The sequence below is a fragment of the Streptomyces sp. NPDC005761 genome (assembly GCF_040630635.1).
GTDB lineage: Bacteria > Actinomycetota > Actinomycetes > Streptomycetales > Streptomycetaceae > Streptomyces.
Window position 1 is genome coordinate 33,238 of sequence record NZ_JBEXXX010000036.1, and the last position, 21,696, is coordinate 54,933.

Genomic DNA, 21,696 nt, shown 5'->3' on the forward strand with positions numbered 1-21,696 from the left:
GGGCGCACGCCCCGATTCCTCATCCCGGCAGGGCCACCCGGCCCACCGGCCGGGCGCGCACATCGCAGACACCAATATTTCCGCCGATAAAGCTTGCATGTGCAACTTTATTGGCCCTAAGGTGCGGCATATGCAGTCCTACACCATCGGGCAGGCCGCCCGTCTGCTGGGCGTCAGCCCGGACACCGCACGGCGCTGGGCGGATGCCGGCCGCGTCGCCACCCATCGCGAGGAGGGCGGCCGTCGTCTCATCGACGGCCGCGACCTGGCGGCGTTCTCCGTCGAGGTCGCACAGAACGGCACGGGCGAGGAGGAGGTGTCGTACACCTCCGCGCGCAACGCCTTCCCGGGCATCGTCACCGCGGTCAAACTCGGGGACGTCGCGGCGCAGGTGGAGATCCAGGCAGGTCCGCACCGGCTCGTGTCGCTGCTGACCCGGGAAGCCGTCGAGGAGCTCGGACTGGAGGTCGGCATGACCGCGACAGCCCGTGTGAAGTCGACCAGCGTGCACATCGACCGCACCTGAAACACCCTCCCGTCCGGCCCGCCGGGCACCACCGTACGTGCGTCGCGGCGGCGACCCGTACGCCGAAGCACCAGGGACCCACGATGAAACGTCTCCGCGGCCGCCCGGCGGGCCCCCGCACGCCCATCGCCCTGGCGATCCCGGCGCTGCTGGCCATCGCCTTCCTGATGATGCCGCTGATCGGGATCCTCGTCCGTACCTCGTGGGGCGAGGTGGGGAACCATCTCGGCAGCCCGGGCACGACCGAGGCACTGAGGCTCTCCCTCCTTGTCTCGTTCTGGTCGCTCGGCCTCTCCCTCGTCCTGGGTGTCCCGCTGGCCTGGCTGCTGGCCAGGACGGAGTTCCCGGGCAAGGCCTTCGTCCGCTCACTCGTCCTTCTGCCGATGGTGCTGCCACCGACCGTTGGCGGTGTCGCCCTCCTGCTGGCCTTCGGCCGCCGCGGCCTCCTCGGCCCGTGGCTGGAGGACACGTTCGGCATCACCTTCCCGTTCCACACCTCCGGTACGGTCCTCGCGGCGACCTTCGTGGCGATGCCGTTCCTGATCATCAGCCTCGAAGGGGCGCTGGGCGGACTGCACTCCCGGTACGAGGAGACGGCCGCCTCCCTGGGGGCCTCCCCGTTCCGGGTCTTCCTCACGGTCACCCTGCCCATGGTGGCGCCGGGGCTGGCCGCCGGAGCCGCTCTGACCTGGGCCCGGGCGCTCGGCGAGTTCGGTGCGACCATCACTTTCGCGGGCAACCTCCCCGGGACCACCCAGACCCTGCCGCTCCAGGTGTATCTGCTCCTCCAGGAGTCGCCGGAGGCCGCCACCTCGGTGTCACTGCTGCTGCTCGCCATCGCGATGGTGGTGCTGATCGCGCTGCGCGGCCGCTGGGCGGGGACACCGGCCCGCCGCGCCCGCCCCACCGGGCCCGTCACCGAGGAACCGGCACCGGTCACCGCCCACGCGGCCCCCGGCGTCGCGGCGGTTCGGGAGGAGTGGCCGCTGCACGCGGAGGTCACCGGGTTCAACCGGCTGACGCTCACCGCGGGCCCCGGTACCACCATCGCCGTCGTCGGGCCCAACGGTGCGGGCAAGACCACCCTGTTGCGGGCACTGCTCGGCCTCACTCCGCGCTCCCGCGCCCGGCTGCGCCTCGGGGACGCCGACGTGAGCGACCTGCCCCCGCACCGCCGCGGCGTCGCCTGGGTCCCGCAGGACGGCGCGCTCTTCCCGCACCTGTCTGCCCTCGGCAACACGGCGTACGGGCTCCGCGCCCGCGGGGTTTCGCGTCACGAGGCCCGCCGCCGCGCCCAGGAGTGGCTCGACCGGCTCGGCGTCGGCCACCTCGCCGCGCGCCGCCCGTCCCAACTCTCGGGCGGACAGGCGCAGCGGGTCGCCCTGGCCCGCGCCCTGGCCGCCCGGCCCCGGCTGCTGCTCCTGGACGAGCCGCTCGCCGCCCTCGACCAGACCACCCGCGCCCAGGTACGGCACACGCTGCGAGCCCATCTCGACGGCTTCGGCGGCGTCTGCCTCATCGTCACCCACGACCCGGTGGAGGCGGTGTCCCTCGCCGACCGCGTCCTCGTCCTCGACGAAGGGCGCGCCCTCCAGGACGGGCCGCCGGCCGAAGTGACCCGGCATCCCCGCTCCCCGTGGGTCGCCCGGATGCTGGGCCGCAACGCCTGGCCGGGCACCGCCACCGAGGAGGGCCTCGACCTCCCGGGCGGCGGCCGGCTCGTCGTTGCGGAACCGCTGCCCGCCGGCACGCCGGCGCTCGCGGTGATCGCCCCGGAAGCGGTCTCCGTCCACCGTGAGAAGCCGGGCGGCAGCCCCCGTAACGTCTGGCCCGGAACGGTCCGGGAGATCACGTCGAGCGGCAGCCGGCTGCGGGTTCTGATCGCCTCGGAGCAGGCGCCCGACCTCGTCGCGGAGATCACGCCGCAAGCAGCCGCCGAACTCGGCCTCGCAGACGGGGTTTCGGTGTGGACCGGGGTCAAGGCCACCGAGACGACCGTGGTCCCGCTGTGAGCGGGAGTGCGGCGGGGGCGGCGCCGTGGTCAGGCCGGCGCCGGCCCGGTGGAGTCCCGGACCACCAGCTGGGTCGCCAGCTCCACGCGGGGGGTGCCCACCGGGTGCCCGTCCAGCAGCCGCATCAGCAGGGACACCGCCATCCGCCCCAGTTCCTCCACCGGCTGACGGACCGTCGTGAGCCGGGGCACGGTGCTGCGGCCGAGATCCGTGTCGTCGAAGCCGGTGACCGACAGATCCTGCGGCACGCGTAGTCCGCGTTCGTAGGCCGCCCGCAGTGCGCCGACCGCGGCCTTGTCGTTGAACGCGACCAGCGCGGTCGGGCGTTCGGGCAGATCCAGCAGTTCGCCCGCCGCCACGTACCCCCAGTCGGCGGTCGGCTCGATGCTGCGCAGCAGGCCGGGGTCGTGCAGCACGCCCACATCGGCCAGCGCCGACCGGTGGCCTGCCAGCCGCGCCTGGCAGGCGAGCCATTCGGCCGGGCCGCCGATGAACCCGATCCGCCGGTGCCCCAGACCGGCCAGGTGCGCGGTCACGTCCCTGGCGCCGGCCAGATGTGCCGCGGAGACGGAGACGATGTCGCCGGGCGGCGCGGTGCGGGGATCCACCACCACGAACGGCAGGCCCTGACCGCGCAGCGCCTCCAGCTCCACACCGGGCTCCGGCGGCAGGATCAGCAGCGCGCCGTCCACGGCCGGGTCGGCCGCCAGTCCGGGAAGCACGGAACGCTCCCGTGCGGCGTCGCCCGCGCTGAGCACCAGCCTCCTGCCGTGCACGTCCAGGGCCTCCGCGATCGAGGAGACGATCACCCCGAAGTAGTCGGTGAGCACATAGGGGCAGCGCACGAAGACAGCGCCCTCCGCACTGCCGCGCCGCGCCGGCGGCTCGGCCCCCAGCCGTTCCGCGGCCGCACGGACGCGCGCCTGCGTACCGGGCGCCACCCGGGCCTGCCCGCTCATCACACGTGACACGGTCGCGATCGAGACGCCCGCCTCGGCGGCGATCATCCGCACGGTCACCTGGGATCCCACCGGCCTAGCCACGTGTTACAGAATTCCGTTTCATGTGCGCACCCTATCGCGGCTGCCGCGCTTTCGAAGAGGAACCTTGACAACCCTGGAAGGCGGGGCTTTCCTGTGAGGCGCCGCGTTTCCCATCTGTTTCATTCCGTTTCATCGAAGGTGGATCCCGGCGCCGCCGCAAGCGAAACGTCAGCGAGGAGAACCACCATGAGACGCACCCTCGGCGCGTCGGCCGTCACGGCCGCCGCACTGTGCCTGGCCTGTCTGCCCGCCACCGCGTCGCCGGCCCGCACACCCTCCCCGCACCCTGCCCCGCAGGCGCAGGTGTGGGTGACCTCCGCCGACGGTTCCGAGCACATGCAGGGGCGGACACCGGTCGCCTTCCACGCCGGCGGTTCCGACCGGACCACCATCACCGTGGACCCGACGCAGAGCTACCAGCGCATGGACGGCTTCGGCGGCGCACTCACCGACTCCTCGGCCGCGGTGCTGAGCAAGCTGCCGGTCCGCGACCGGGACGCCGCCATGCGCCGGCTCTTCGACCCGGAGCAGGGCATCGGTGTGAGCTTCCTGCGTCAGCCGGTCGGCTCGTCCGACTTCACGGCTTCGCCCGACCACTACACGTACGACGACATGCCCGCCGGGCAGACCGACTTCGCACTGAGGCACTTCAGCATCGCCCATGACGAGCGGCAGGTCCTGCCCCTGCTGCGGCAGGCACGGAAGCTGAATCCGCAGCTGACCGTGATGGCCACCCCGTGGAGTCCGCCGGCCTGGATGAAGGACAACGACTCCCTGGTGGGAGGCCATCTCAAGGACGACCCGGCCGTCTATCGCGCGTACGCACGCTACCTGGTGAAGTTCGTGCAGGCCTACGCCGAGGCAGGCGTGCCGATCGACTACCTGACCGTGCAGAACGAACCGCAGAACCGCGCTCCCAGCGCCTACCCCGGCACCGACATGCCCGTCCGGCAGGAGGCGCGGATCATCGAGGAGCTCGGCCCGCTGCTGCACCGGGCCAGCCCGCGCACCAAGATCCTCGCGTACGACCACAACTGGAGCACCCACCCGGACGACATCGCCACCGCCGAGCGCCTCGGAGAGGATCCGGAAACGGACTACCCGTACCAGCTGCTGGACGACCCCGCAGCCAAGTGGATCGCGGGTACCGCCTATCACTGCTACGCCGGGGACCCCTCCGCGCAGACGGCTCTGCATGACGCGCACCCGGACAAGGGCATCTGGTTCACCGAGTGTTCGGGCTCGCACGGAGCAGCCGACACGCCCGCCCAGTTCTTCCGCTCCACCCTCACCTGGCACGCCCGCACGATCACGGTCGGCACCACGCGCAACTGGGCCCGGTCGGTCGCCGACTGGAATCTCGTGCTGGAGGCCGACGGGGGCCCGCACAACGGCGGCTGCGACACCTGCACGGCGCTGCTCACCGTGCAGCCCGACGGCACCGTGACACCCAACGCCGAGCTGTTCACGATCGGCCATCTGTCGAAGTTCGTGAAGCCCGGGGCCACCCGTATCGCCAGCACCAACTACGGCACCACGGGATGGAACGGGCAGCTGACAGATGTCGCCTTCCGCAATCCGGACGGGTCCACCGCCCTGGTCGTCCACAACGAGAACGACGCCCCTCGCTCCTTCACCGTGGCCGTCGGCGACCGGTCGTTCGACTACACCCTGCCGGGCGGGGCACTGGCGACCTTCACCTGGCCGAAGTCGGTGACGCCCCGCGGCTTGCTGCACGCCGTGCCGCTGGATCACGCCACCGCGACGGCGCGGCCTGCCGGCGAGGGCGATGCCGGGCTCGCCACCGACGCCGACGGCACCACCCGTTGGAGCGCCGGTGCGGCTCAGGCCCCCGGACAGTACGTGCAGCTCGACCTCGCCCGGCGCACCACGTTCCGCCGGGTGGCGATCGACAGCGGGGACAACCTCGGCGACTACGCGCGCGACTGGCAGCTGTCGGTCAGTGACGACGGCAGGCGCTGGCGGACCGTGGGCAGAGGTACGGGCACCGGCCAGCTCACCACCGTCGACCTGCCGCCCACCAGCGCCCGCTTCCTGCGCGTGACGCAGACGGGCACCTCCGACAGCTGGTGGAGCCTCGCGGACGTGCGCCTGTACCGCTGAGAGAGATCCGTCAGGCTCCGCAGCAGCCGTCGGCCGCTTCGGCGGGCCCGCCCGGGGCGGTGCCGGCGATCTGCAGCAGCGCCGGAGCGGGTGCTGCGCAGCAGCCGCCCCCGTCGCCGGTCCCGCCGGCGGCGGGGTCCTCGAAGAGTCCGGCGCCCCCGCAGACCCCGGTCTCGGGAAGGGTGAGCTCTACCCGGTCGGCGGCTTCGGTGTCGCCCGCGAGGGCGGCGGTGACGGAGCGGACCTGTTCGTAGCCGGTCATGGCGAGGAAGGTCGGGGCGCGGCCGTAGGACTTCATGCCGACGAGGTAGAGGCCCTGCTCGGGGTGGGACAGTTCGCGGTGGCCGTGGGGGTAGACAGTGCCGCAGGAGTGCTGGTTCGGGTCGATGAGCGGGGCGAGCTCCACCGGTGCCTGGAGACGCTCGTCCAGAGCGAGGCGGAGCTCGGACAGGAAGGACAGGTCCGGGCGCAGGCCCGTGAGGACGATGATCTCGTCCACCGGGTCGAGGCGTCGGCCGTCCTCACCGACGAGTGTCAGGCGGTCGTTCCCGGTGGACTCGACGGTCTCGGTGCGGAAGCCGGTGACGGCGTCCGCGTAGCCGTGATCGACGGCGGCCTTGGCGGCCAGGCCGAGCGCGCCCCGGGCGGGAAGCTGGTCGGCGGAGCCGCCGCCGAAGGTGGAACCGCTGATGCCGCGACGCAGAATCCAGACCGCGTGGGTGCCCGGTTCGTCCTTCGCCACGTCGGCGAGGGCGGCCAGGGCCGTGAACGCGGAGGCCCCGGAGCCGATGACAGCCGTGCGCCTGCCCGCGTACCGCGCGCGGACGGCTGGGTCCCTGAGGTCGGGTACGCGGTAGGAGACCCGGGCGGAGGCGGCGTGTTCGCCGAGGGCGGGGAGTCCGTCCGCGCCGATCGGGCCGGGGGTGGACCAGGTGCCCGACGCGTCGATCACGGCCCTGGCCAGGAGGCGCTCCTCGGTGCCGTCGGTGCGCGTGAGACGGAGGGTGAAGGGCTGCTCTTCCCGCTCGGCGTCGACGATCCGGTCACGGCCGAGACGGGAGACGCCGGTCACGGTGGCGCCGTAGCGCACCTTGTCCCCGAGGACGTCGGCGAGAGGCTGCAGGTACCGCTCGGCCCAGTCCCCGCCGGTGGGGTACGTGTCCGCGTCGGGCTCGGTCCAGCCGGTCGACGCGAGGAGCTTCCCGGCGGCCGGGTCGATCAGCTCGCTCCAGGTCGAGAACAGCCGTACGTGGGCCCAGCCGCGCACCGCGGTGGCGGCGCTCGGTCCGGTTTCCAGGACCAGCGGTTCGATGCCTCGGCCGATGAGGTGCGAGGCTGCCGCCAGCCCGGTCGGGCCGGCGCCGATGACGACGACGGGGAGGTCTGCGGTGATGGTCATGGCGTTGAGGCCCTCCGGGACGGGCGACCGTTCCCGGCCGCTGTTTCGACTGTCGTCTATATCCAAAGCTTGCACCCGGTATCGACGAGTGTCAACATAGACGTATGTCGAATTCAGAGGTCGTCGAGGCGCCCGCACCGGCCGCGGGTGTCGAGGTGCCGTGCTGCCCGCCGATCACCGCGGGAGAGCTGTCGCAGAACGACGCGGAGAAGATGGCCGTGATGTTCAAGGCACTGTCCGACCCGGTTCGGCTGCGCCTGTTCTCCAAGGTCGCCTCGCACCCCGGCGGCGAGGCGTGCGTGTGCGACATCTCCGATGTCGGCGTCTCCCAGCCGACCGTGTCGCATCACCTGAAGAAACTGCGCGAGGCCGGGCTGCTGACCTCGGAGCGGCGCGGCACCTGGGTCTACTACAGGGTCGCCCCGACTGCCGTGGCAGCCATGTCCGCCATGCTCGACCTGCGCACCTGAGGCCGCGCCGATGCCCCCGCCCGCCGCGCAAGCGGGGGCGGGGCATGGCGTCAGCCCTCCCGCCCCGGGGTGACGGGCGAGGCGAACCTGTTGCGCCAGGCCAGCGCGACGTGGACCAGCCCGATCAGTACCGGAACTTCGATCAACGGGCCGACGACCCCTGACAGGGCCTGACCGGAGGTGACTCCGAAAGTGGCGACGGCGACGGCGATGGCCAGCTCGAAGTTGTTGCCCGCCGCGGTGAACGCCAGCGTCGCGGTGCGGTCATAGGCCAGCCCGAGGGCCTTGCCGAGCACGAACGTGCCGAAGAACATGATCGCGAAGTAGACGAGCAGCGGCAGTGCGATGCGGGCGACGTCCAGCGGCTGCGAGGTGATGGTCCTCCCCTGGAGCGCGAAGAGGATGACGATCGTGAAGAGCAGCCCGTACAGGGCCCAGGGGCCGATCCTCGGCAGGAACTCCGCCTCGTAGGGCCGGCGGCCCATCCTCCTCTCACCGATGCGGCGGGTGAGGAAGCCGGCGAGCAGCGGGATGCCGAGGAAGACGATGACGTTGAGGGCGATGTGCCAGACGGGCACGTCGAGACCCTGCCCGTCACCGAGGCCGAGCCACCGTGGCAGAAGGTCGAGGTAGAACCAGCCGAGGGCTCCGAACGCGATCACCTGGAACACGGAGTTCAGCGCGACCAGCACAGCCGCGGCTTCGCGGTCGCCGCACGCGAGGTCGTTCCAGATGATGACCATGGCGATGCAGCGGGCGAGGCCGACGACGATCAGCCCCGTGCGGTACTCGGGCAGGTCGGGCAGGAAGATCCAGGCGAGGGCGAACATCACCGCCGGGCCGACGATCCAGTTGACGACCAGCGAGGACACCATCAGCTTGCGGTCACCGGTGACGGCGTCGAGCCGGTCGTAGCGGACCTTGGCGAGCACCGGGTACATCATGACGAGCAGGCCGAGCGCGATCGGCAGGGAGATGCCGCCGACCTCGATCTTCGCGAGACCGTCGTCCAGCCCGGGAATGATCCGCCCCAGGCCCAGACCGACGGCCATGGCCAGCAGGATCCACACCGCGAGGAAACGGTCGAGGGTCGAGAGTTTTCGGACGACGGACTCGTCCCGGGCGGAACGGACCGCAGGGGTGACGGGCTCGGCGGGGATCACGGGCAGGCCCGCTTGTTCCCGGCCGCCGTGCGCGCCGACCCGGCCAGCGCCGCGAACTGCCCGGAGAGGCCGGCGAGGACCTCGGGGCGCAGCTTGTAGTAGGTGAAGCGGCCGCACGGCTCGGTCTCCACCACGCCCGCCTCGCGCAATACCTTCATGTGGTTGGAGAGGTTGGTCTGCTTCGCGCCGGTCTCCGCGACCAGGTGCGTCGTACAGAGTGTCTCGCGCGCCAGCAGGGTCACGATCCGGAGGCGGAGCGGATCGCTCAGCACCCGCATCAGATCAGCATCGACTGAAGTCAGCATGCGCTGATACTGTCACATCAGCGCCCACTGATACCAACTGGGCCGATTCATCGACGGCTGGTTCCGTCACGCGACGAAGGGGCACGAACACCATGGCCGATCCCGGCGCCAAGCCGTCCGTCCTCTTCGTCTGCGTGCACAACGCCGGCCGCTCCCAGATGGCAGCTGCCTGGCTGGCCCACCTGGCCGGAGACCGTATCGAGGTCCGCTCCGCCGGTTCGGCCCCGGGCGACCGCGTCAACCCCGCCGCCGTCGAGGTGATGGCGGAGGCCGGAATCGATATGTCCGGGCAGACGCCGAAGATCCTCACGGCCGACGCCGTCCGGGAGTCGGACGTGTGCGTCACCATGGGCTGTGGCGACACCTGCCCCGTCTTCCCCGGCAAGCGCTACCTCGACTGGGAGCTGGACGACCCGGCCGGACAGGGCGTCGAGGCCGTGCGCATCGTCCGTGACGAGATCAGGGCACTCGTGGAGGGCCTGATCGCAGAGATCGCCCCGGCCACCACGGCCTGACGAGCCGTCCGTCAGGCCGCGCCCTTCTTGGCCGCGGCGAGGATCTTCACGACGGTGTGGAAGAAGCGCGTCGTCGCGTCGTGGCCCAGGACGCGCTCCTGAAACCCCTTCGCGGCGGGCGCCTTCCCCTTGATGAGGTACCAGACGACGAACGCGTCGTACCCGGTGGTGCCGATGATCTCCATGTCCTTCTTCGGAGAGAGCATCGGCAGCGGGAGTTCCGGGTCGATCCGCTCGGTCGTGAACACCACACAGCAGCGCAGGTCGTCGGTGACCGTGACGTCCTTGAACGGGTCGAGCGCGATCAGCGCCTCCAGTTCCGGCACCGTACGCAGGCAGACCGCGACCTCGTAGCCGAGCGCCTGGGCGAGCTGGTCGCCGATACGGGCGCCGAGCACCGCCCGGTCCGTCTCGTCGGACTCGAAGAAGACGTTTCCGCTCTGGATGTAACTGCGCACGGAGTCGAACCCCATGTCCGTGAACAGGCCGCGCAGGTACTCCATCTTCACCGAGCGGCCCGGCACGTTCATTCCACGCAGGAATGCGATGTACAGCAAATCAGATCACCTGTCCGCAAGGGGATGTCCGCAGGAGGAGGGGTGCCACGGCCGGCGCCCGACAGCGTAGCCCGCGCGGCGCCCGGCAAGGGGCCGGCAGGTCCGCGCGCTCCGGCGGAGTCGCCGCCGGGGCACGCGTCGGGGCGCCGAGGGGCCCCGGCATTCTCCGGCCCCACCGGGGCGTCGCGCACAAGCGGACACGTGCGGTTCTTCGCACGGGACGTCCGGGCGTTTTACGGTGGTGGTCCAGCGTCGACAGCCTTCCTGGGAGATTCCGTTGCGCATGCTGATCAACGTCCCCGAAACCGTGGTCGCCGACGGGCTGCGCGGCATGGCCGCCGCCCACCCCGAGCTGACCGTGGACGTCGAGAACCGTGTCGTCGTACGACGTGACGCACCCGTGGCCGGAAAGGTCGCCCTGGTCTCCGGCGGCGGGTCCGGGCACGAACCGCTCCATGCCGGGTTCGTCGGTCCGGGCATGCTCTCGGCCGCCTGCCCCGGTGAGGTGTTCACCTCGCCCGTGCCGGATCAGATGGTGCGGGCCGCCGCCGCCGTCGACAGCGGCGCGGGCGTGCTCTTCGTCGTGAAGAACTACACCGGCGACGTGCTCAACTTCGAGATGGCCGCCGAACTCGCCGACGAGGAGGGCGTGCAGGTCGCCCAGGTGCTCGTCGACGACGATGTGGCGGTGACCGACAGCCTCTTCACGGCGGGGCGACGGGGCACAGGAGCGACCTTGTTCGTCGAGAAGATCGCCGGCGCCGCGGCGGAGGAGGGCGCACCGCTGGACCGGGTGGCGGCCCTGGCGCGGCAGGTCAACGAGGCGTCGCGGAGTTTCGGGGTGGCGCTGACCTCGGTCACCACACCCGCCAAGGGCTCCCCCACGTTCGATCTGCCGCCCGGCGAACTCGAACTCGGCGTGGGGATCCACGGCGAGCCGGGGCGGGAGCGGCGCGCGATGATGACCTCGCGGGAGATCGCCGACTTCGCGGTCGACGCGGTGCTGGAGGACCTCCGGCCGACGGGGCCGGTCATCGCCCTCGTCAACGGGATGGGCGCGACACCGTTGCTGGAGCTGTACGGCTTCAACGCCGAGGTGCAGCGGGTGCTTTCCGAGCGCGGCGTGGTGGTGGCCCGTACGCTCGTGGGGAACTATGTGACCTCGCTCGACATGGCCGGCTGTTCGGTGACGCTCTGCCAGGTGGACGAGGAGCGGGTACGGCTCTGGGACGCGCCGGTGCAGACACCCGCGCTGCGCTGGGGCCGTTGACCCGACCGCCCCCGCGGCGATGCCCATTCATCCGACGCACAGAGGAGCGCATGTGCTCGACGCCGATTTCGTCCACCGCTGGATGACCACGACCGCTGCCTCGGTCGACCGTGAGGCGGCGCATCTGACCGACCTCGACTCCGCGATCGGGGACGCCGACCACGGCAGCAATCTGCAGCGCGGGTTCGGCGCGGTCTCGGCCGCGCTGGACAAGGAGCCGCCGCGGACGCCGGGCGCCGTACTGATGCTGGCCGGGCGGCAGTTGATCTCGACCGTCGGCGGAGCTTCGGGGCCGCTGTACGGGACGCTGCTGCGGCGCACGGGCAAGGCGCTGGGGGACTCGCCCGCCGTCAGCGACGAGCAGCTGGCAAAGGCGCTCGGGGAGGGAGTGGCAGCGGTCGCCCAGTTGGGCGGGGCCCAGGCCGGTGACAAGACGATGCTCGATGCACTGCTGCCGGCCGTCGAGGCCCTGGCGACGTCGTTCGAGGCGGGAGCGGAGGCGGCCCGGGCGGGCGCGGAGGCGACCGTCCCCCTGCAGGCGCGCAAGGGCCGGGCGAGTTATCTCGGCGAGCGGAGCATCGGGCATCAGGATCCGGGGGCCACGTCGGCCGCGCTGCTGATCGCCGCGCTCGCCGCGACGGCCGCCGAAACGGGAGGTGGCGCGTGAGCGCGGGCAAGCAGGTCGGAATCGTGCTGGTGTCGCACAGCGGTCCGGTGGCCGACGCGGTCGCCGAACTGGCGAAGGGACTCGCGGCCGGCGGTGCCACGGCGCCCGTGGCCGCCGCAGGCGGTACGCCCGCGGGCGGGCTCGGGACCAGCGCGGAGCTCATCTCGAAGGCGGCCCGGGCCGTCGACGGCGGTGCCGGGGTCGCGGTCCTCGTCGACCTGGGCAGCGCCGTGCTGACGGTGAAGGCGATGCTGGCCGAGGGGGACGAACTCCCGGAGGGTGCGCGGCTGGTGGACGCGCCCTTCGTGGAGGGCGCGGTGGCCGCGGTGGTCACGGCGTCGGCCGGCGGCGACCTCGACGCGGTGGCGGCCGCCGCCTCGGAGGCGTACGACTACCGCAAGGTGTAGGACGGCCTGTCGTCCGGGCCTTCGGCGGTGGCGGTCCCACACTTGACGGTATGGCACCCCACGCAACCGCCAGGCGCAGCGCCGGTCTCCTCCTGTTCCGCCGTCGCGGCGCCTGCTTCGACGTCCTCATCGGGCACATGGGCGGGCCGTTCTGGGCTCGCCGGGAGAGTGCGGCGTGGTCGGTGCCCAAGGGCGAGTACGGATCCGAGGAGGAGGCGGAGGCGGCGGCCGGGCGGGAGTTCGAGGAGGAGTTCGGGCACCCGGTCCCGGACGGCGCCTGGCTGCCGCTGGGCGAGTCGCGTCAGGCCGGCGGCAAGACGGTGACGGTGTGGGCCGTGGAGGCCGACCTCGATCCGGCGACGGCGGTCCCGGGGACGTTCACCATGGAGTGGCCGCGGGGATCCGGTGTGCAGCGGGAGTTCCCGGAGATCGACCGCTTCGCCTGGTGTGCGCCGGAGGTCGCGGCCGAGCGGCTCGTGAAGGGGCAGCGCGTCTTCCTGGACCGGCTGCGCGACCGCCTGACGGTCGGGGAGGGCCCCGCCGCGCGCGGCGACGGGGCCCGATGACGGGCGGGCGGAGTCCTGGGCGCGCACGGCGACGGGCCTGATGGCGGGGGCCCCGCTGCGCACGGCGCCGGGAGCCTGATTCCACGGCCCCCTCGCCGTGCGTGGCCGTGTTCAGGTGCGGGCGACGGGTTTCCCCCCGTGGAGCTCCAGCCGGTCGCCGGTGAAGCGGCCGCGGAAGCTGCGGTCGTGCGAGACGACCACGACGGCGCCCTCGTACGCCGCCAGCGCCGCCTCCAGTTCCTCCACCAGAGCCAGGGCGATGTGGTTGGTCGGCTCGTCAAGGATCAGCAGATCGGCGGGCCGGGTGACCAGCCGGGCGAGCGCGAGTCTCCGCTGCTGCCCGGCGGAGAGCGCGGCGACCGGGACGGACAGGTCGTCCGGGCGGAAGAGGCCGAGCGCGAGGAGCATGTCGATGTATTCCTCCGCGTGACCGGTCCGCCCTGCCGCGAACGTCGCCAGCAGGGTGCGACGGGTCGGCCGGGCAGGGAGCTCCTGAGGAAGGTAGCCGATCCGGGCCCGGCGGCGTACCGTGCCGGCGTCCGGGGCGAGGTCACCTGCCAGGACCCTCAGCAGGGTCGACTTCCCGGCCCCGTTGGGTCCGCTGACCAGCAGGCGATCCCCGCCGTCCACCCGGAGCGCCGGCATGTGCAGCCGGTCGCCGACGGATACGGACGCGAGCTCGACCAGTGGCCCCGGTGGCCGGTCGCCGTCGGTGGCCAGGATCGGTCCGGCGGAGAACCGCAGCGGCTGGGGCGGAGCCGGTACCGGCGCCCCGCGCAGCCCTTCCAACCGCGTTCTGGCCGCCCTGACCTGACCGGAGAGCTTCGCCTCGTGCGACCGGCGGTGCTTGCCCCAGCCCTCCCCCGGGTCCTTACCGGTGGCGGCGAGCCGTTGTCCTGCGGCGTTCACGAGCTCCTCGGTACGCGCCAGCTCGTCCACCCACTCCTGGTGTTCCTGCGCCCAACGGCGGCGGGCAGCGGCCTTCGCCGTGCGGTAGCCGTCCCACCCGTCCCCGTACCGGGCGACGCTGCGCAGGTCCCGGTCGACCTCGACGATGACGGTGGTCGTCCGCTCCAGGAACGCGCGGTCGTGGGTGATCACGACGAGGGTGCCGCGATGGGCGCGCAACTGATCCTCCAGCCAGGTGACCGCCCGGAGGTCGAGGTGGTTGGTCGGCTCGTCGAGGAGGAGGAGTTCGGGGCCGGACGCCAGGACGCAGGCGAGTGCGAGCCTGGACAGTTCGCCCCCGGACAGGCTGCCGAGCACGCGGTCCCGGGTGAGGTGTGCGAGTCCGAGGCCGTGCAGTGCGGCGTCGGTCCGGGCGTCGGCCCGGTAGCCGCCGCGCTCCTCGTACTCCGTCAGCAGGTCTCCGTACGCCTCCAGTTGTGCATCATCGGCGCCCTTGGGGTCGGCGAGTGCTGCTTCGGCGGCGCGGATCCGCCGTTCCAGTGCACGCAGCTCGGCGAGAGCGGCGTCGACGGCGTCCTGGACGGTGCCGGCGGGGTCGAGGGCGAGCGTCTGGGAGAGGTAACCGGTGCCGCCGTGGAAGCGGACGGTGATGTCGCCGCTGTCCGGCGTCTCGGCACCGGCGATCAGACGCAGGAGGGTGGATTTCCCGGATCCGTTCTCGCCGATGACACCGACGTGGTCGCCGGGGCGGACGGTGAGGGACACCTGGTCGAGAACGGCTCGCTCACCGTAGGCCTTGGAGACGTCCTTCATGGTCAGCTGGGCGCGGTCGTGCGGGAGGGGCATGGTGGTTTTCCCTGATGGGTGCGTGCCTCGGCGGCCCATGACAGGGCGCGGCGGGCGGGGCTTCCGGACGGTCGGGGGAGGGGCACGCGGCGCGGCCTGAGCGTCGACGGACGACGGCTCGGTGCGGGGCGGCGGCGTCCCTGCCCGGAGTCAGCGGAAGAAGTAGTACGAGTACGAACCCATGAGGCGAGTGTAGCGGGGGGGCAGCGCAGAAGCTGTCAGGTTTTCGCCGAGCCGGACCGGGCCCTACGGGCTCTCGCCCTGAGCGATCTCGATGCTGCTGTGCAGGCCGTACAGGGCATCGAGCGCGGGCGGCCCCGAAACGACCAGGCAGGCCGGCAGGGCCGCGGCCGCGGCGCGGCCGACGCGCGGGCGCACGAATAGCGCCCTGCCGGACGCTGACTCCTCACCGCTGCCGCAGGCGGACGACCGCCAGACCGCCGTCGAGGTCCACGGTGGAGCGGTGCGGCGGGGCGCCGTCCTCCTCGTCGTCGCGCAGCAGCAGGGCGCTCTGGCGCTGCTTGAGCTCGCTCTGCTTGCCGGGTGAGAACGTCGCGTGAAGCTGTTCGAAACCGGTCGCCGAGATCTGGCCCTGACGGGCGCTGTTGCGCCACGGCAGCAGACCTGCCCGCCCTGCCCGGAGCAGCAGCTGGTCGAGGAAGGCGGCGACGGTCAGTCCGATCACCAGCGCGGGCAGCGTCATCATGGCGGCGAATTCCATGCGGTCAGTATCCGTCCGGGGTGGTGCGCAGGCATCGGCCCCGGGTATGACGATGCGGGCCGACGCCTGTGCGACGGCCCGCAGGGTCGTGGGGGGCAGGGCTCGGTCAGCCGTGGGGAAGAATGACCGCCCGGCCGTTGATCCTGCCGTCGTGCAGCCGCTCGTACGCCAGCGGGGCCTCGTCCAGCGAGTACGTCTCGACATGGACCTTCACCGCGCCCGAGCGTGCCAGGTCGAGGACTTCGGCCAGCTCGGAGCGGGATCCCCAGTAGGGGGCGGTCACCGTCGTGCTGAAGGGCAGGGAGCCGAAGCCCACCGGAAGACTCCCGCCGCCGATCCCGACGATCGTGACGTCGGAGTCGATGGCGGCCGAGGCGCCGGCCGTGGCGACGGTCGCGGGTGCTCCGACGAAGTCGAGGACGACCTGGGCCCCGACGCCACCGGTGAGTTCGCGGATCCGGTCGGCGGCGTGCCGGTCGGAAACGACGGTCTCGTGCGCGCCGACCTCACGGGCCAGGGCCAGCTTGTCCTCCGTGACGTCGAGGGCGATCACCCGCACCGCCGTCATGGCGCGCAGCAACTGGATGGCGACGTGGCCCAGACCGCCGGTACCGATGACGACGGCGGTCGCGCCGGGCACCAGCTTCGGCAGGGAACGCTTGATCGCGTGGTACGGAGTGAGGCCGGCGTCGGTGAGCGGCACGGCCTGCACCGGGTCGAGGTCGCCGAGGGGGACCAGATGGCGCGGGTCGTCGACGATCATGTACTCGGCCATGGCGCCGGGCGAACCCAGGCCGGGCGGGTTGATGCCGAGCTCGCTGGCCCGCAGGCAGTAGTTCTCCTTGCCTTCGGCGCACTTGATGCACGTACCGCAGCCCCACGGGCCGTAGACCGCGACGGACTCGCCGAGCGCGAGACCACTGACGCCGTCGCCGAGTGCGGCGACGGTGCCGACACCCTCGTGTCCCAGGGTGAGCGGCAGCGGGTAGGGGAACTCGTCCGCGGGCCAGCTCATCACGGCGATGTCCGAGTGGCAGACGCCTGCCGCGGTGACCTTCAGCAGCACCTGCCCGGGGCCCGGCTCCGGGTCGGGCACGGTGACAACCTCGGGCGCGGCGCCTACTTCGCGGTACTGAACGGCTTTCATGGGGTCCTCCTCGACCTCGTTCGGCTCTGTTGTTCCGTCCCCCCTTGCCCCCCGTCCTGTGCTCAGGAAGCGGAGTAGCCACCGTCCACCAGGTGGTAGCTGCCATGGATGAAGGACGCGCGGTCGGAGAGCAGGAAGGCCGCGAGTTCGGCCACTTCCTCTGCCGTGCCGAGGCGTCCGGCCGGGTGCAGCGAGATCAGGTGGTCGCGGGCCGGGCCCTCGGTGTTGCGCAGCAGCGGGGTGTCGATGAAGCCGGGGCCGACCGCGTTGACACGGACGTTCTGCGCGGCGTATTCGAGGGCCGCCGTCTTGGTGAGGCCGACGACTCCGTGCTTGGCGGCGACGTACGCGGGCGAGCCGGCGAAGCCGTTGGTGCCGAGGATCGATGACATGTTGACGATCGCGCCGCCGCCCGCGGCGACGATGGCCGGAAGCTCGTGACGCATCGAGTAGAAGACGCCGCTCAGGTTGGTGGCGACGACGCGGTTCCAGTCCTCGACTGCGTAGTCGCCGGTGGGGCTGCTCGGTCCGCCGATGCCTGCGTTGTTCACGGCGAGGTGCAGGGCGCCGAACGTGTCGACGGCGAATCGCACACCCGCTTCGACAGAGGCGGGGTCGGTGACGTCCATGGCCACGGCGGCGGCCCTGGCTCCGGCGCTCTCCAGGTCGGTGACCGCCTTGCGGGCGTTCGCCTCGTCGTAGTCGGCCACGACGACGGACGCGCCGGAGGCGGCGAGCCGGTGGGCGAGGGCCAGGCCGATGCCGGAGGCTCCTCCGGTGACGAGGGCGGTACGGCCGGCGAATTCCTGCTCGGCGGGGATGGTGCTCATGATGTTCCGTTTCCTTCCGTGGTGCTGTGTGACACCGGTCCGGCGGGCTCCTGGACGAGCTCGCCCGACAGGGCGTCGAATGCCAGCTCGACGAGTCGGGGCAACTCGTCGGGGCAGCCCCCGCGCACCCAGGCGGCCTGGGCGGCGAGCAGTGCGCCGGCTCCGGCGGCGACCGTGACGGCGGGACGGATGTCCTGGCGCGGGTCGACCCCGAGCCGGTCCGCGACGATGACGAGCGAGTCCTCCTGGGCGTCCACCCGGATGTGGTGGAACGCCGCGTAGAGGGTCGGCTCCCGCTCGGCGAGGACCAGCAGTTCGAAGATCCTCGGGCGGCGGTGCCAGGCCTCCGCTCCGGGATCCGCCAGCCAGTCGAGAACCGCCCGGCGGTAGGCGGTGAGCGGGGGTTCGCCGACGGGCCGGGCCCGCAGTGCGTCGTTGATCCGGTCGCCGTCGCCCCGGACCGAGTCCAGGACGGCAGCCTCCTTGCTGGTGAAGTACCGGCTGAACGTACGGCGGTCGACGTCGGCGCGTTCCGCGATCTCCTCGACCGTGACGTCCCTCAGACCCCGCTCGAGCACGAGCTCGATCGCGGCCTGGGCCAGTGTGTCCCGGGTCCGGCGCGCCTTGCGGCTCCGCCTCTCCGGGGTCTTCGGTTCCCGGTTCATACATGCACCGTACACCCAAAAATGTCCCGACGCGACAAAAGTCGCGTCGGGACATGAGCACCCGGTCACGGGAGCGTGTGCGGAGCCGGTCCGCTCGCTGCTACCGGCCGCTGAACGCCTCTGCGGCCCGCCTCGCGCCGTGGCCCGCCGACGCGGTCCGGCGAGGGTTGCCGGACGATGTCCGTCCCACGGCGAGCACGGCGATGTCGTCGCGGCGCACCCCCCCGGAGAACTCCTCCAGGTCACGGTGGAGCGCGTCGAGCAGCTCCCGGGGGGCGAGGTGTGCCCAGTGGCCCAGCCGGCTGTCCAGCGGGTAGAACGTCCCCGCGGCGTCCCGGGCCTCCGTCACTCCGTCGGTGAACATCAGCAGCGTCGCACCCGCCGGGAAGTCCAGCCATTCGGTGACGCGTGCCTCGTTGCTGAGTTCCGCCATGCCCAGCGGCACCGATGTACGGCGCAGCGGGACGGGGCAGGCCACACGGTCGTGCAACAGCCGGGGCGGCAGATGCCCGCAGTTGACGGCCTGGACGCGTCCGTCGCCGTCGAAGCCGAGCACCAGTGCGGTGACGAAGCGCTCGATCTCGCCGGTCTGGGCGGAGAAGGCGTTGTGCCGGGCCACCGCGTCCTCCAGGGCGTCGACGACCCCGGTCAGGGAGGGCTCACGGATCGCCGCCTCGCGGAACGCGCCGAGTACGGCGAAGCCCGCCCCGATCGCGGCGAGCCCCTTGCCCTGGACGTCCCCGATGATCACCCGGGTCCCGTAGGGCGACGACACGACCTCGTAGATGTCACCGCCGACGAGGCGGTCCTCCTCGATCGGCGCATAGGTGCCGTGGGCGACGACCTGGTCGGTCACGATGGGCAGCGGGCGCAGGATCTGGCGCTGGAGGGCGACGGCGGCGGAGCGGAGCCTGGCTATCTCGGTCGCGTGACGGATGCGCAGTGCGCAGGCTCCGACACCGAGGAAGGAGGCCACAACCGTGAAGATGACGCTGCTGGTGATGTCCCAGAACGTTCCGCCGGTGACGAGACGCGAGGTGACGGCCACCACCATGATCCAGGAGGCCACGCCCACCGTCTGCCGGATCGTCCCGAACACGGAGACGAGGGCGGGCACGACGACCAGCAGCGGCACGAGGCGCAGGTCGTCGCCGGACCACATGTCGAGAAGGACGATCACGGTGGTCAGCAGCGCCAGACCGCCGAACAGCGCCCTGTTGCCGACCCTCGGCGCCCGTACGGCCGCCTCGCCCGTCTCCGTACCCGTGAGCGCTGCTTCGCGCGTCGTCGACAGGTGCTGGAGCCCGATCGTCACAGCCGTCTCCTCCCGGGGTCTGCCGGCCCGGCGCCGGCGTTCCCTACCAGTGCACCGGAGTCGCGACGGGCGGCACACGAGGCTTACGGCCTCACCCACCGCGCCGAAGGTCCCGTAAACCGTGCCGGCAAGGGCCTTCGGCCCGCGGTGCACGGGCCGAAGGCGGGGGCGGTGGACCGTCCACGCCCGCAGGGCCCGGGGCCTGCGATCAGCGCGTGGCCGCCTTCCGGACGTCGCCCCGGGCGGTGCCGGTCACGCGTACCTGCGACTGCTCCGGGACGAGCGCCGAGAGGAACGGCGTGCGGCGGCGGAGTGCGAAGCCCAGTTGCTCGTAGAGCCGGACGGCGTCGGTGTTGGCGGCGGCGGCGTGCAGGAACGGGGTTTCGCCGCGCTCCCGGATCTCGTGCGCGACGGCCCGCACGAGCCCGCCGGCGAGCCCCTGCCCGCGTACCGACTCGTCCGTGCAGACGCCGCTGATCTCGCTCCAGCCGGGAGGGTGCAGGCGTTCCCCGGCCATCGCTACGAGCACGCCGTCACGCCGTACACCGAGATAGGTGCCGAGCTCGATCGTGCGGGGTTCGAAAGGGCCCGGTCGGGTTCGGGCGACCAGGTCCAGCATCTCCGGCACATCGGCGGGACCGAGCCGGACGGCCTCCGGATACGGAGCCGCCTCGACCCCCGCGTCGACGAGCTGGACGCCCTCGGCGTCGAAGACGACCTCCCAGTCGTCCGGGGGCGGCTCATGGAACGCCGTGATGGTGACGTTGCCACCGGGTCCTGCGAGCGCGGCCGCATCGGCCCAGTCGGCGGCCTCCGGCCTGTCCGGAAGGGCGACCCAGGGGGTGACGGCCGACGGATAGCGCAGGATGCGGCCGCGGCGCTCGGCGAAGTGGGCGTGCGGCCCGCGCAGCGCGGAGCCCACCGGGTCGTCCAGGGGGTGCGACCCGGCGTCGGGTGTTGGGGAGCCGGTCACGCGATCACCTCGATCACGGTCTTTCCGAGAGCGTGACCGTCCTCCACCAGGCGCAATGCCTCACCCGCCCCGGCGAGCGGGTACGTCCGGGTGACGTGGGTGCGCAGGACGCCGGTCACGACCAGGTCCGCCACCGCGTCGAGTACCGCGGCGGTGCGGGCCCTCTCGACGGGCGCGCCTCCGAGCTCGGCCACGAGCGGCTTGTCGCCCGCGCTGATCAGCGCGGCCGGGCCGGCGGCCAGCGGGGCCACTTCGCGCAGCGTGTCGCCGCCGGCCAGATCGAAGACCGCGTCGATGCCCCCGGGCGCCGCCGCCCGTACCCGCTCGGCGAGTCCCGCGCCGGATTCCACGTGCACCGCACCCAGTGACTCGACGAACTCCTTCTTGGCCGCGCTCGCGACGCCGATGACGTGGACGCCCGCGTGACGTGCGAGCTGCACCGCGGCGCTCCCCACCCCGCCGCCGGCCCCCGTGACCAGCAGTGCGGCCCCCGGGACCAGACCGAGCTGGCGCACTCCGTCGTACGCCGTGGCCGCCGCGACCGGCAGCACCGCCGCGTCGTTGAACGGCAGCCCGGCCGGCTTGTGCGCGGTCACGGCCACGGGCAGCAGGGTGTGTTCGGCGTACCCGCCCGTCACCGGGCTGCCGAAGACCTCGTCCCCGGCCGCGAATCCCTCGACCCCCGGGCCGACCGCCTCGACGATGCCGGCGACCTCGCTGCCGAAGACGGCGGGGAAGGGCTGCGGCGCACTGCCGGGCCGGGTGTATCCGGTGCGCAGCTTCCAGTCCACGGGGTTGACCCCGGCCGCCCGGACGGCGACGAGCAGTTCCCCGGGGCCGGGCACGGGCGTGTCCTGGTCGACGAGGGCCTCCACCTCCGGTCCGCCGTTGCGGGTGAACACGTACGCCTTGGACATCGGATCCCTCTCTGTTCACGGCACGGGCACGCGGGCCGGTCGCCGGGTGCCCCAGGAGCAGGAAGTCCGGTCGCCGCGCACGTATTCCCCGGGAGCGGAGCGTTCACCGGTCCGCAACGAATCAGTGGGCAGCGACGGGCCCGGCCCGAAGTCAGCCGGATGCGGGGCGCGGCACCAGTGTCACGAAGCCCCAGGTCTCCCGGCAGACCCGCGTCGCCGCACGGCGCTGCGTGGTCCGGGAGCCTGTTCACCGATTCCACGTCGAGCGGAGCCTCGACCGGGCGGTCGGCATGGGCAAGGGCGGAGATCCGGTCGCGGTTCACCGGCGCAGCGTGACAGCTTCGCCCGT

23 protein-coding genes are annotated in these 21,696 nt (G+C 72.3%); 9 read left to right on the plus strand and 14 right to left on the minus strand.

What is annotated here, in order from left to right; all coding sequences use genetic code 11:
* Positions 1-130 precede the first annotated feature (130 nt).
* The gene (locus ABZ434_RS27095) at positions 131-526 is read left to right on the plus strand and encodes a helix-turn-helix transcriptional regulator (RefSeq protein WP_359142053.1); all 396 of its coding nucleotides are present in this window, start codon (positions 131-133) and stop codon (positions 524-526) included.
* 83 nt (positions 527-609) lie between these two features.
* The gene (locus ABZ434_RS27100) at positions 610-2,538 is read left to right on the plus strand and encodes an ABC transporter permease (protein WP_359142055.1); all 1,929 of its coding nucleotides are present in this window, start codon (positions 610-612) and stop codon (positions 2,536-2,538) included.
* 29 nt (positions 2,539-2,567) lie between these two features.
* Here the strand turns inward: ABZ434_RS27100 and ABZ434_RS27105 are convergent, their stop codons facing one another.
* Positions 2,568-3,581, minus strand: coding sequence for a LacI family DNA-binding transcriptional regulator (locus ABZ434_RS27105; protein WP_359142057.1), 1,014 nt, complete (start codon positions 3,579-3,581; stop codon positions 2,568-2,570).
* 186 nt (positions 3,582-3,767) lie between these two features.
* Between ABZ434_RS27105 and ABZ434_RS27110 the strand changes: the two genes are divergently transcribed.
* Positions 3,768-5,705: a discoidin domain-containing protein gene (locus ABZ434_RS27110; RefSeq protein WP_359142059.1), complete on the plus strand. Its 1,938-nt coding sequence runs from the start codon at positions 3,768-3,770 to the stop codon at positions 5,703-5,705.
* A 10-nt stretch (positions 5,706-5,715) separates the two neighbouring features.
* Here ABZ434_RS27110 and ABZ434_RS27115 read toward each other — a convergent pair whose 3' ends face one another.
* Positions 5,716-7,104 carry an NAD(P)-binding domain-containing protein gene (locus ABZ434_RS27115; RefSeq protein WP_359142061.1) on the minus strand — a complete coding sequence of 463 codons (1,389 nt, stop codon included), beginning with the start codon at positions 7,102-7,104 and terminating at the stop codon, positions 5,716-5,718.
* A 104-nt stretch (positions 7,105-7,208) separates the two neighbouring features.
* Here ABZ434_RS27115 and ABZ434_RS27120 point away from each other — a divergent pair, with 104 nt between their 5' ends.
* Positions 7,209-7,574: a metalloregulator ArsR/SmtB family transcription factor gene (locus tag ABZ434_RS27120; RefSeq protein ID WP_359142063.1), complete on the plus strand. Its 366-nt coding sequence runs from the start codon at positions 7,209-7,211 to the stop codon at positions 7,572-7,574.
* 50 nt (positions 7,575-7,624) lie between these two features.
* Here ABZ434_RS27120 and arsB read toward each other — a convergent pair whose 3' ends face one another.
* Both arsB and ABZ434_RS27130 read right to left on the minus strand, forming a co-directional pair.
* The gene (arsB, locus tag ABZ434_RS27125) at positions 7,625-8,737 is read right to left on the minus strand and encodes an ACR3 family arsenite efflux transporter (RefSeq protein ID WP_359142065.1); all 1,113 of its coding nucleotides are present in this window, start codon (positions 8,735-8,737) and stop codon (positions 7,625-7,627) included.
* The gene (locus ABZ434_RS27130; RefSeq protein ID WP_359142067.1) at positions 8,734-9,042 is read right to left on the minus strand and encodes a metalloregulator ArsR/SmtB family transcription factor; all 309 of its coding nucleotides are present in this window, start codon (positions 9,040-9,042) and stop codon (positions 8,734-8,736) included. Before ABZ434_RS27130 ends, arsB begins: the two co-directional genes overlap by 4 nt.
* A 92-nt stretch (positions 9,043-9,134) precedes the next feature.
* Here ABZ434_RS27130 and ABZ434_RS27135 point away from each other — a divergent pair, with 92 nt between their 5' ends.
* Positions 9,135-9,557: an arsenate reductase ArsC gene (locus ABZ434_RS27135; protein WP_359142069.1), complete on the plus strand. Its 423-nt coding sequence runs from the start codon at positions 9,135-9,137 to the stop codon at positions 9,555-9,557.
* Positions 9,558-9,568: 11 nt separating this feature from the next.
* Here ABZ434_RS27135 and ABZ434_RS27140 read toward each other — a convergent pair whose 3' ends face one another.
* Positions 9,569-10,114, minus strand: coding sequence for a DUF1697 domain-containing protein (locus tag ABZ434_RS27140; RefSeq protein ID WP_359142071.1), 546 nt, complete (start codon positions 10,112-10,114; stop codon positions 9,569-9,571).
* 277 nt (positions 10,115-10,391) lie between these two features.
* Here ABZ434_RS27140 and dhaK point away from each other — a divergent pair, with 277 nt between their 5' ends.
* The 4 genes from dhaK to ABZ434_RS27160 are packed head-to-tail and all read left to right on the plus strand — an operon-like array spanning position 10,392 to position 13,024.
* Positions 10,392-11,384, plus strand: a complete 993-nt coding sequence (gene dhaK, locus ABZ434_RS27145; protein WP_359142073.1) for a dihydroxyacetone kinase subunit DhaK — start codon at positions 10,392-10,394, stop codon at positions 11,382-11,384.
* Between the two features lie 52 nt (positions 11,385-11,436).
* Positions 11,437-12,051 carry a dihydroxyacetone kinase subunit DhaL gene (gene dhaL, locus ABZ434_RS27150; RefSeq protein WP_359142075.1) on the plus strand — a complete coding sequence of 205 codons (615 nt, stop codon included), beginning with the start codon at positions 11,437-11,439 and terminating at the stop codon, positions 12,049-12,051.
* Positions 12,048-12,458, plus strand: coding sequence for a PTS fructose transporter subunit IIA (locus ABZ434_RS27155; protein WP_359142077.1), 411 nt, complete (start codon positions 12,048-12,050; stop codon positions 12,456-12,458). The genes dhaL and ABZ434_RS27155 overlap by 4 nt, the downstream gene beginning before the upstream one ends.
* A gap of 50 nt (positions 12,459-12,508) precedes the next feature.
* Complete coding sequence (locus ABZ434_RS27160; RefSeq protein WP_359142079.1) at positions 12,509-13,024, plus strand: NUDIX domain-containing protein; 516 nt, start codon at positions 12,509-12,511, stop codon at positions 13,022-13,024.
* A gap of 111 nt (positions 13,025-13,135) precedes the next feature.
* Here ABZ434_RS27160 and abc-f read toward each other — a convergent pair whose 3' ends face one another.
* The 9 genes from abc-f to ABZ434_RS27205 all read right to left on the minus strand — a co-directional run bounded on the left by abc-f (position 13,136) and on the right by ABZ434_RS27205 (position 21,347).
* Positions 13,136-14,779 (minus strand): ribosomal protection-like ABC-F family protein, encoded by a 1,644-nt coding sequence (gene abc-f, locus ABZ434_RS27165; RefSeq protein WP_359142081.1) that lies wholly within the window; start codon positions 14,777-14,779, stop codon positions 13,136-13,138.
* A gap of 246 nt (positions 14,780-15,025) precedes the next feature.
* A complete protein-coding gene (locus ABZ434_RS27170; protein ID WP_359142083.1) occupies positions 15,026-15,157 on the minus strand; it encodes a hypothetical protein in 132 nt (43 codons plus the stop codon).
* Between the two features lie 28 nt (positions 15,158-15,185).
* Complete coding sequence (locus tag ABZ434_RS27175; RefSeq protein WP_359142085.1) at positions 15,186-15,500, minus strand: DUF6191 domain-containing protein; 315 nt, start codon at positions 15,498-15,500, stop codon at positions 15,186-15,188.
* Between the two features lie 106 nt (positions 15,501-15,606).
* Positions 15,607-16,647, minus strand: a complete 1,041-nt coding sequence (locus ABZ434_RS27180; RefSeq protein ID WP_359142087.1) for an NAD(P)-dependent alcohol dehydrogenase — start codon at positions 16,645-16,647, stop codon at positions 15,607-15,609.
* Between the two features lie 62 nt (positions 16,648-16,709).
* On the minus strand, positions 16,710-17,477 hold the full coding sequence (locus ABZ434_RS27185) for an SDR family NAD(P)-dependent oxidoreductase (RefSeq protein WP_359142089.1): 768 nt from the start codon (positions 17,475-17,477) through the stop codon (positions 16,710-16,712).
* The gene (locus ABZ434_RS27190; protein ID WP_359142091.1) at positions 17,474-18,142 is read right to left on the minus strand and encodes a TetR family transcriptional regulator; all 669 of its coding nucleotides are present in this window, start codon (positions 18,140-18,142) and stop codon (positions 17,474-17,476) included. The genes ABZ434_RS27185 and ABZ434_RS27190 overlap by 4 nt, the downstream gene beginning before the upstream one ends.
* A 100-nt stretch (positions 18,143-18,242) precedes the next feature.
* Entirely contained in the window at positions 18,243-19,457 is a 1,215-nt protein-coding gene (locus ABZ434_RS27195; RefSeq protein ID WP_359142093.1) for a PP2C family protein-serine/threonine phosphatase, read from the minus strand.
* Between the two features lie 208 nt (positions 19,458-19,665).
* Complete coding sequence (locus ABZ434_RS27200; RefSeq protein ID WP_359142095.1) at positions 19,666-20,430, minus strand: GNAT family N-acetyltransferase; 765 nt, start codon at positions 20,428-20,430, stop codon at positions 19,666-19,668.
* Positions 20,427-21,347, minus strand: coding sequence for an NADP-dependent oxidoreductase (locus tag ABZ434_RS27205; RefSeq protein ID WP_359142097.1), 921 nt, complete (start codon positions 21,345-21,347; stop codon positions 20,427-20,429). The genes ABZ434_RS27200 and ABZ434_RS27205 overlap by 4 nt, the downstream gene beginning before the upstream one ends.
* Between the last annotated feature and the right edge of the window lie 349 nt (positions 21,348-21,696).

Excerpts from the sequence above, each read along its gene's own strand:
- ABZ434_RS27135 (WP_359142069.1), top strand. The coding sequence starts at position 9,135 with ATGGCCGATCCCGGCGCCAAGCCGTCCGTCCTCTTCGTCTGCGTGCAC.
- ABZ434_RS27120 (WP_359142063.1), top strand. The coding sequence starts at position 7,209 with ATGTCGAATTCAGAGGTCGTCGAGGCGCCCGCACCGGCCGCGGGTGTC.
- ABZ434_RS27110 (WP_359142059.1), top strand. The coding sequence starts at position 3,768 with ATGAGACGCACCCTCGGCGCGTCGGCCGTCACGGCCGCCGCACTGTGC.
- ABZ434_RS27205 (WP_359142097.1), bottom strand. The coding sequence starts at position 21,347 with ATGTCCAAGGCGTACGTGTTCACCCGCAACGGCGGACCGGAGGTGGAG.
- ABZ434_RS27180 (WP_359142087.1), bottom strand. The coding sequence starts at position 16,647 with ATGAAAGCCGTTCAGTACCGCGAAGTAGGCGCCGCGCCCGAGGTTGTC.
- ABZ434_RS27095 (WP_359142053.1), top strand. The coding sequence starts at position 131 with ATGCAGTCCTACACCATCGGGCAGGCCGCCCGTCTGCTGGGCGTCAGC.
- abc-f (WP_359142081.1), bottom strand. The coding sequence starts at position 14,779 with ATGCCCCTCCCGCACGACCGCGCCCAGCTGACCATGAAGGACGTCTCC.
- ABZ434_RS27100 (WP_359142055.1), top strand. The coding sequence starts at position 610 with ATGAAACGTCTCCGCGGCCGCCCGGCGGGCCCCCGCACGCCCATCGCC.
- ABZ434_RS27185 (WP_359142089.1), bottom strand. The coding sequence starts at position 17,477 with ATGAGCACCATCCCCGCCGAGCAGGAATTCGCCGGCCGTACCGCCCTC.
- ABZ434_RS27115 (WP_359142061.1), bottom strand. The coding sequence starts at position 7,104 with ATGACCATCACCGCAGACCTCCCCGTCGTCGTCATCGGCGCCGGCCCG.
- ABZ434_RS27190 (WP_359142091.1), bottom strand. The coding sequence starts at position 18,142 with ATGAACCGGGAACCGAAGACCCCGGAGAGGCGGAGCCGCAAGGCGCGC.
- ABZ434_RS27175 (WP_359142085.1), bottom strand. The coding sequence starts at position 15,500 with ATGGAATTCGCCGCCATGATGACGCTGCCCGCGCTGGTGATCGGACTG.
- ABZ434_RS27130 (WP_359142067.1), bottom strand. The coding sequence starts at position 9,042 with ATGCTGACTTCAGTCGATGCTGATCTGATGCGGGTGCTGAGCGATCCG.
- ABZ434_RS27160 (WP_359142079.1), top strand. The coding sequence starts at position 12,509 with ATGGCACCCCACGCAACCGCCAGGCGCAGCGCCGGTCTCCTCCTGTTC.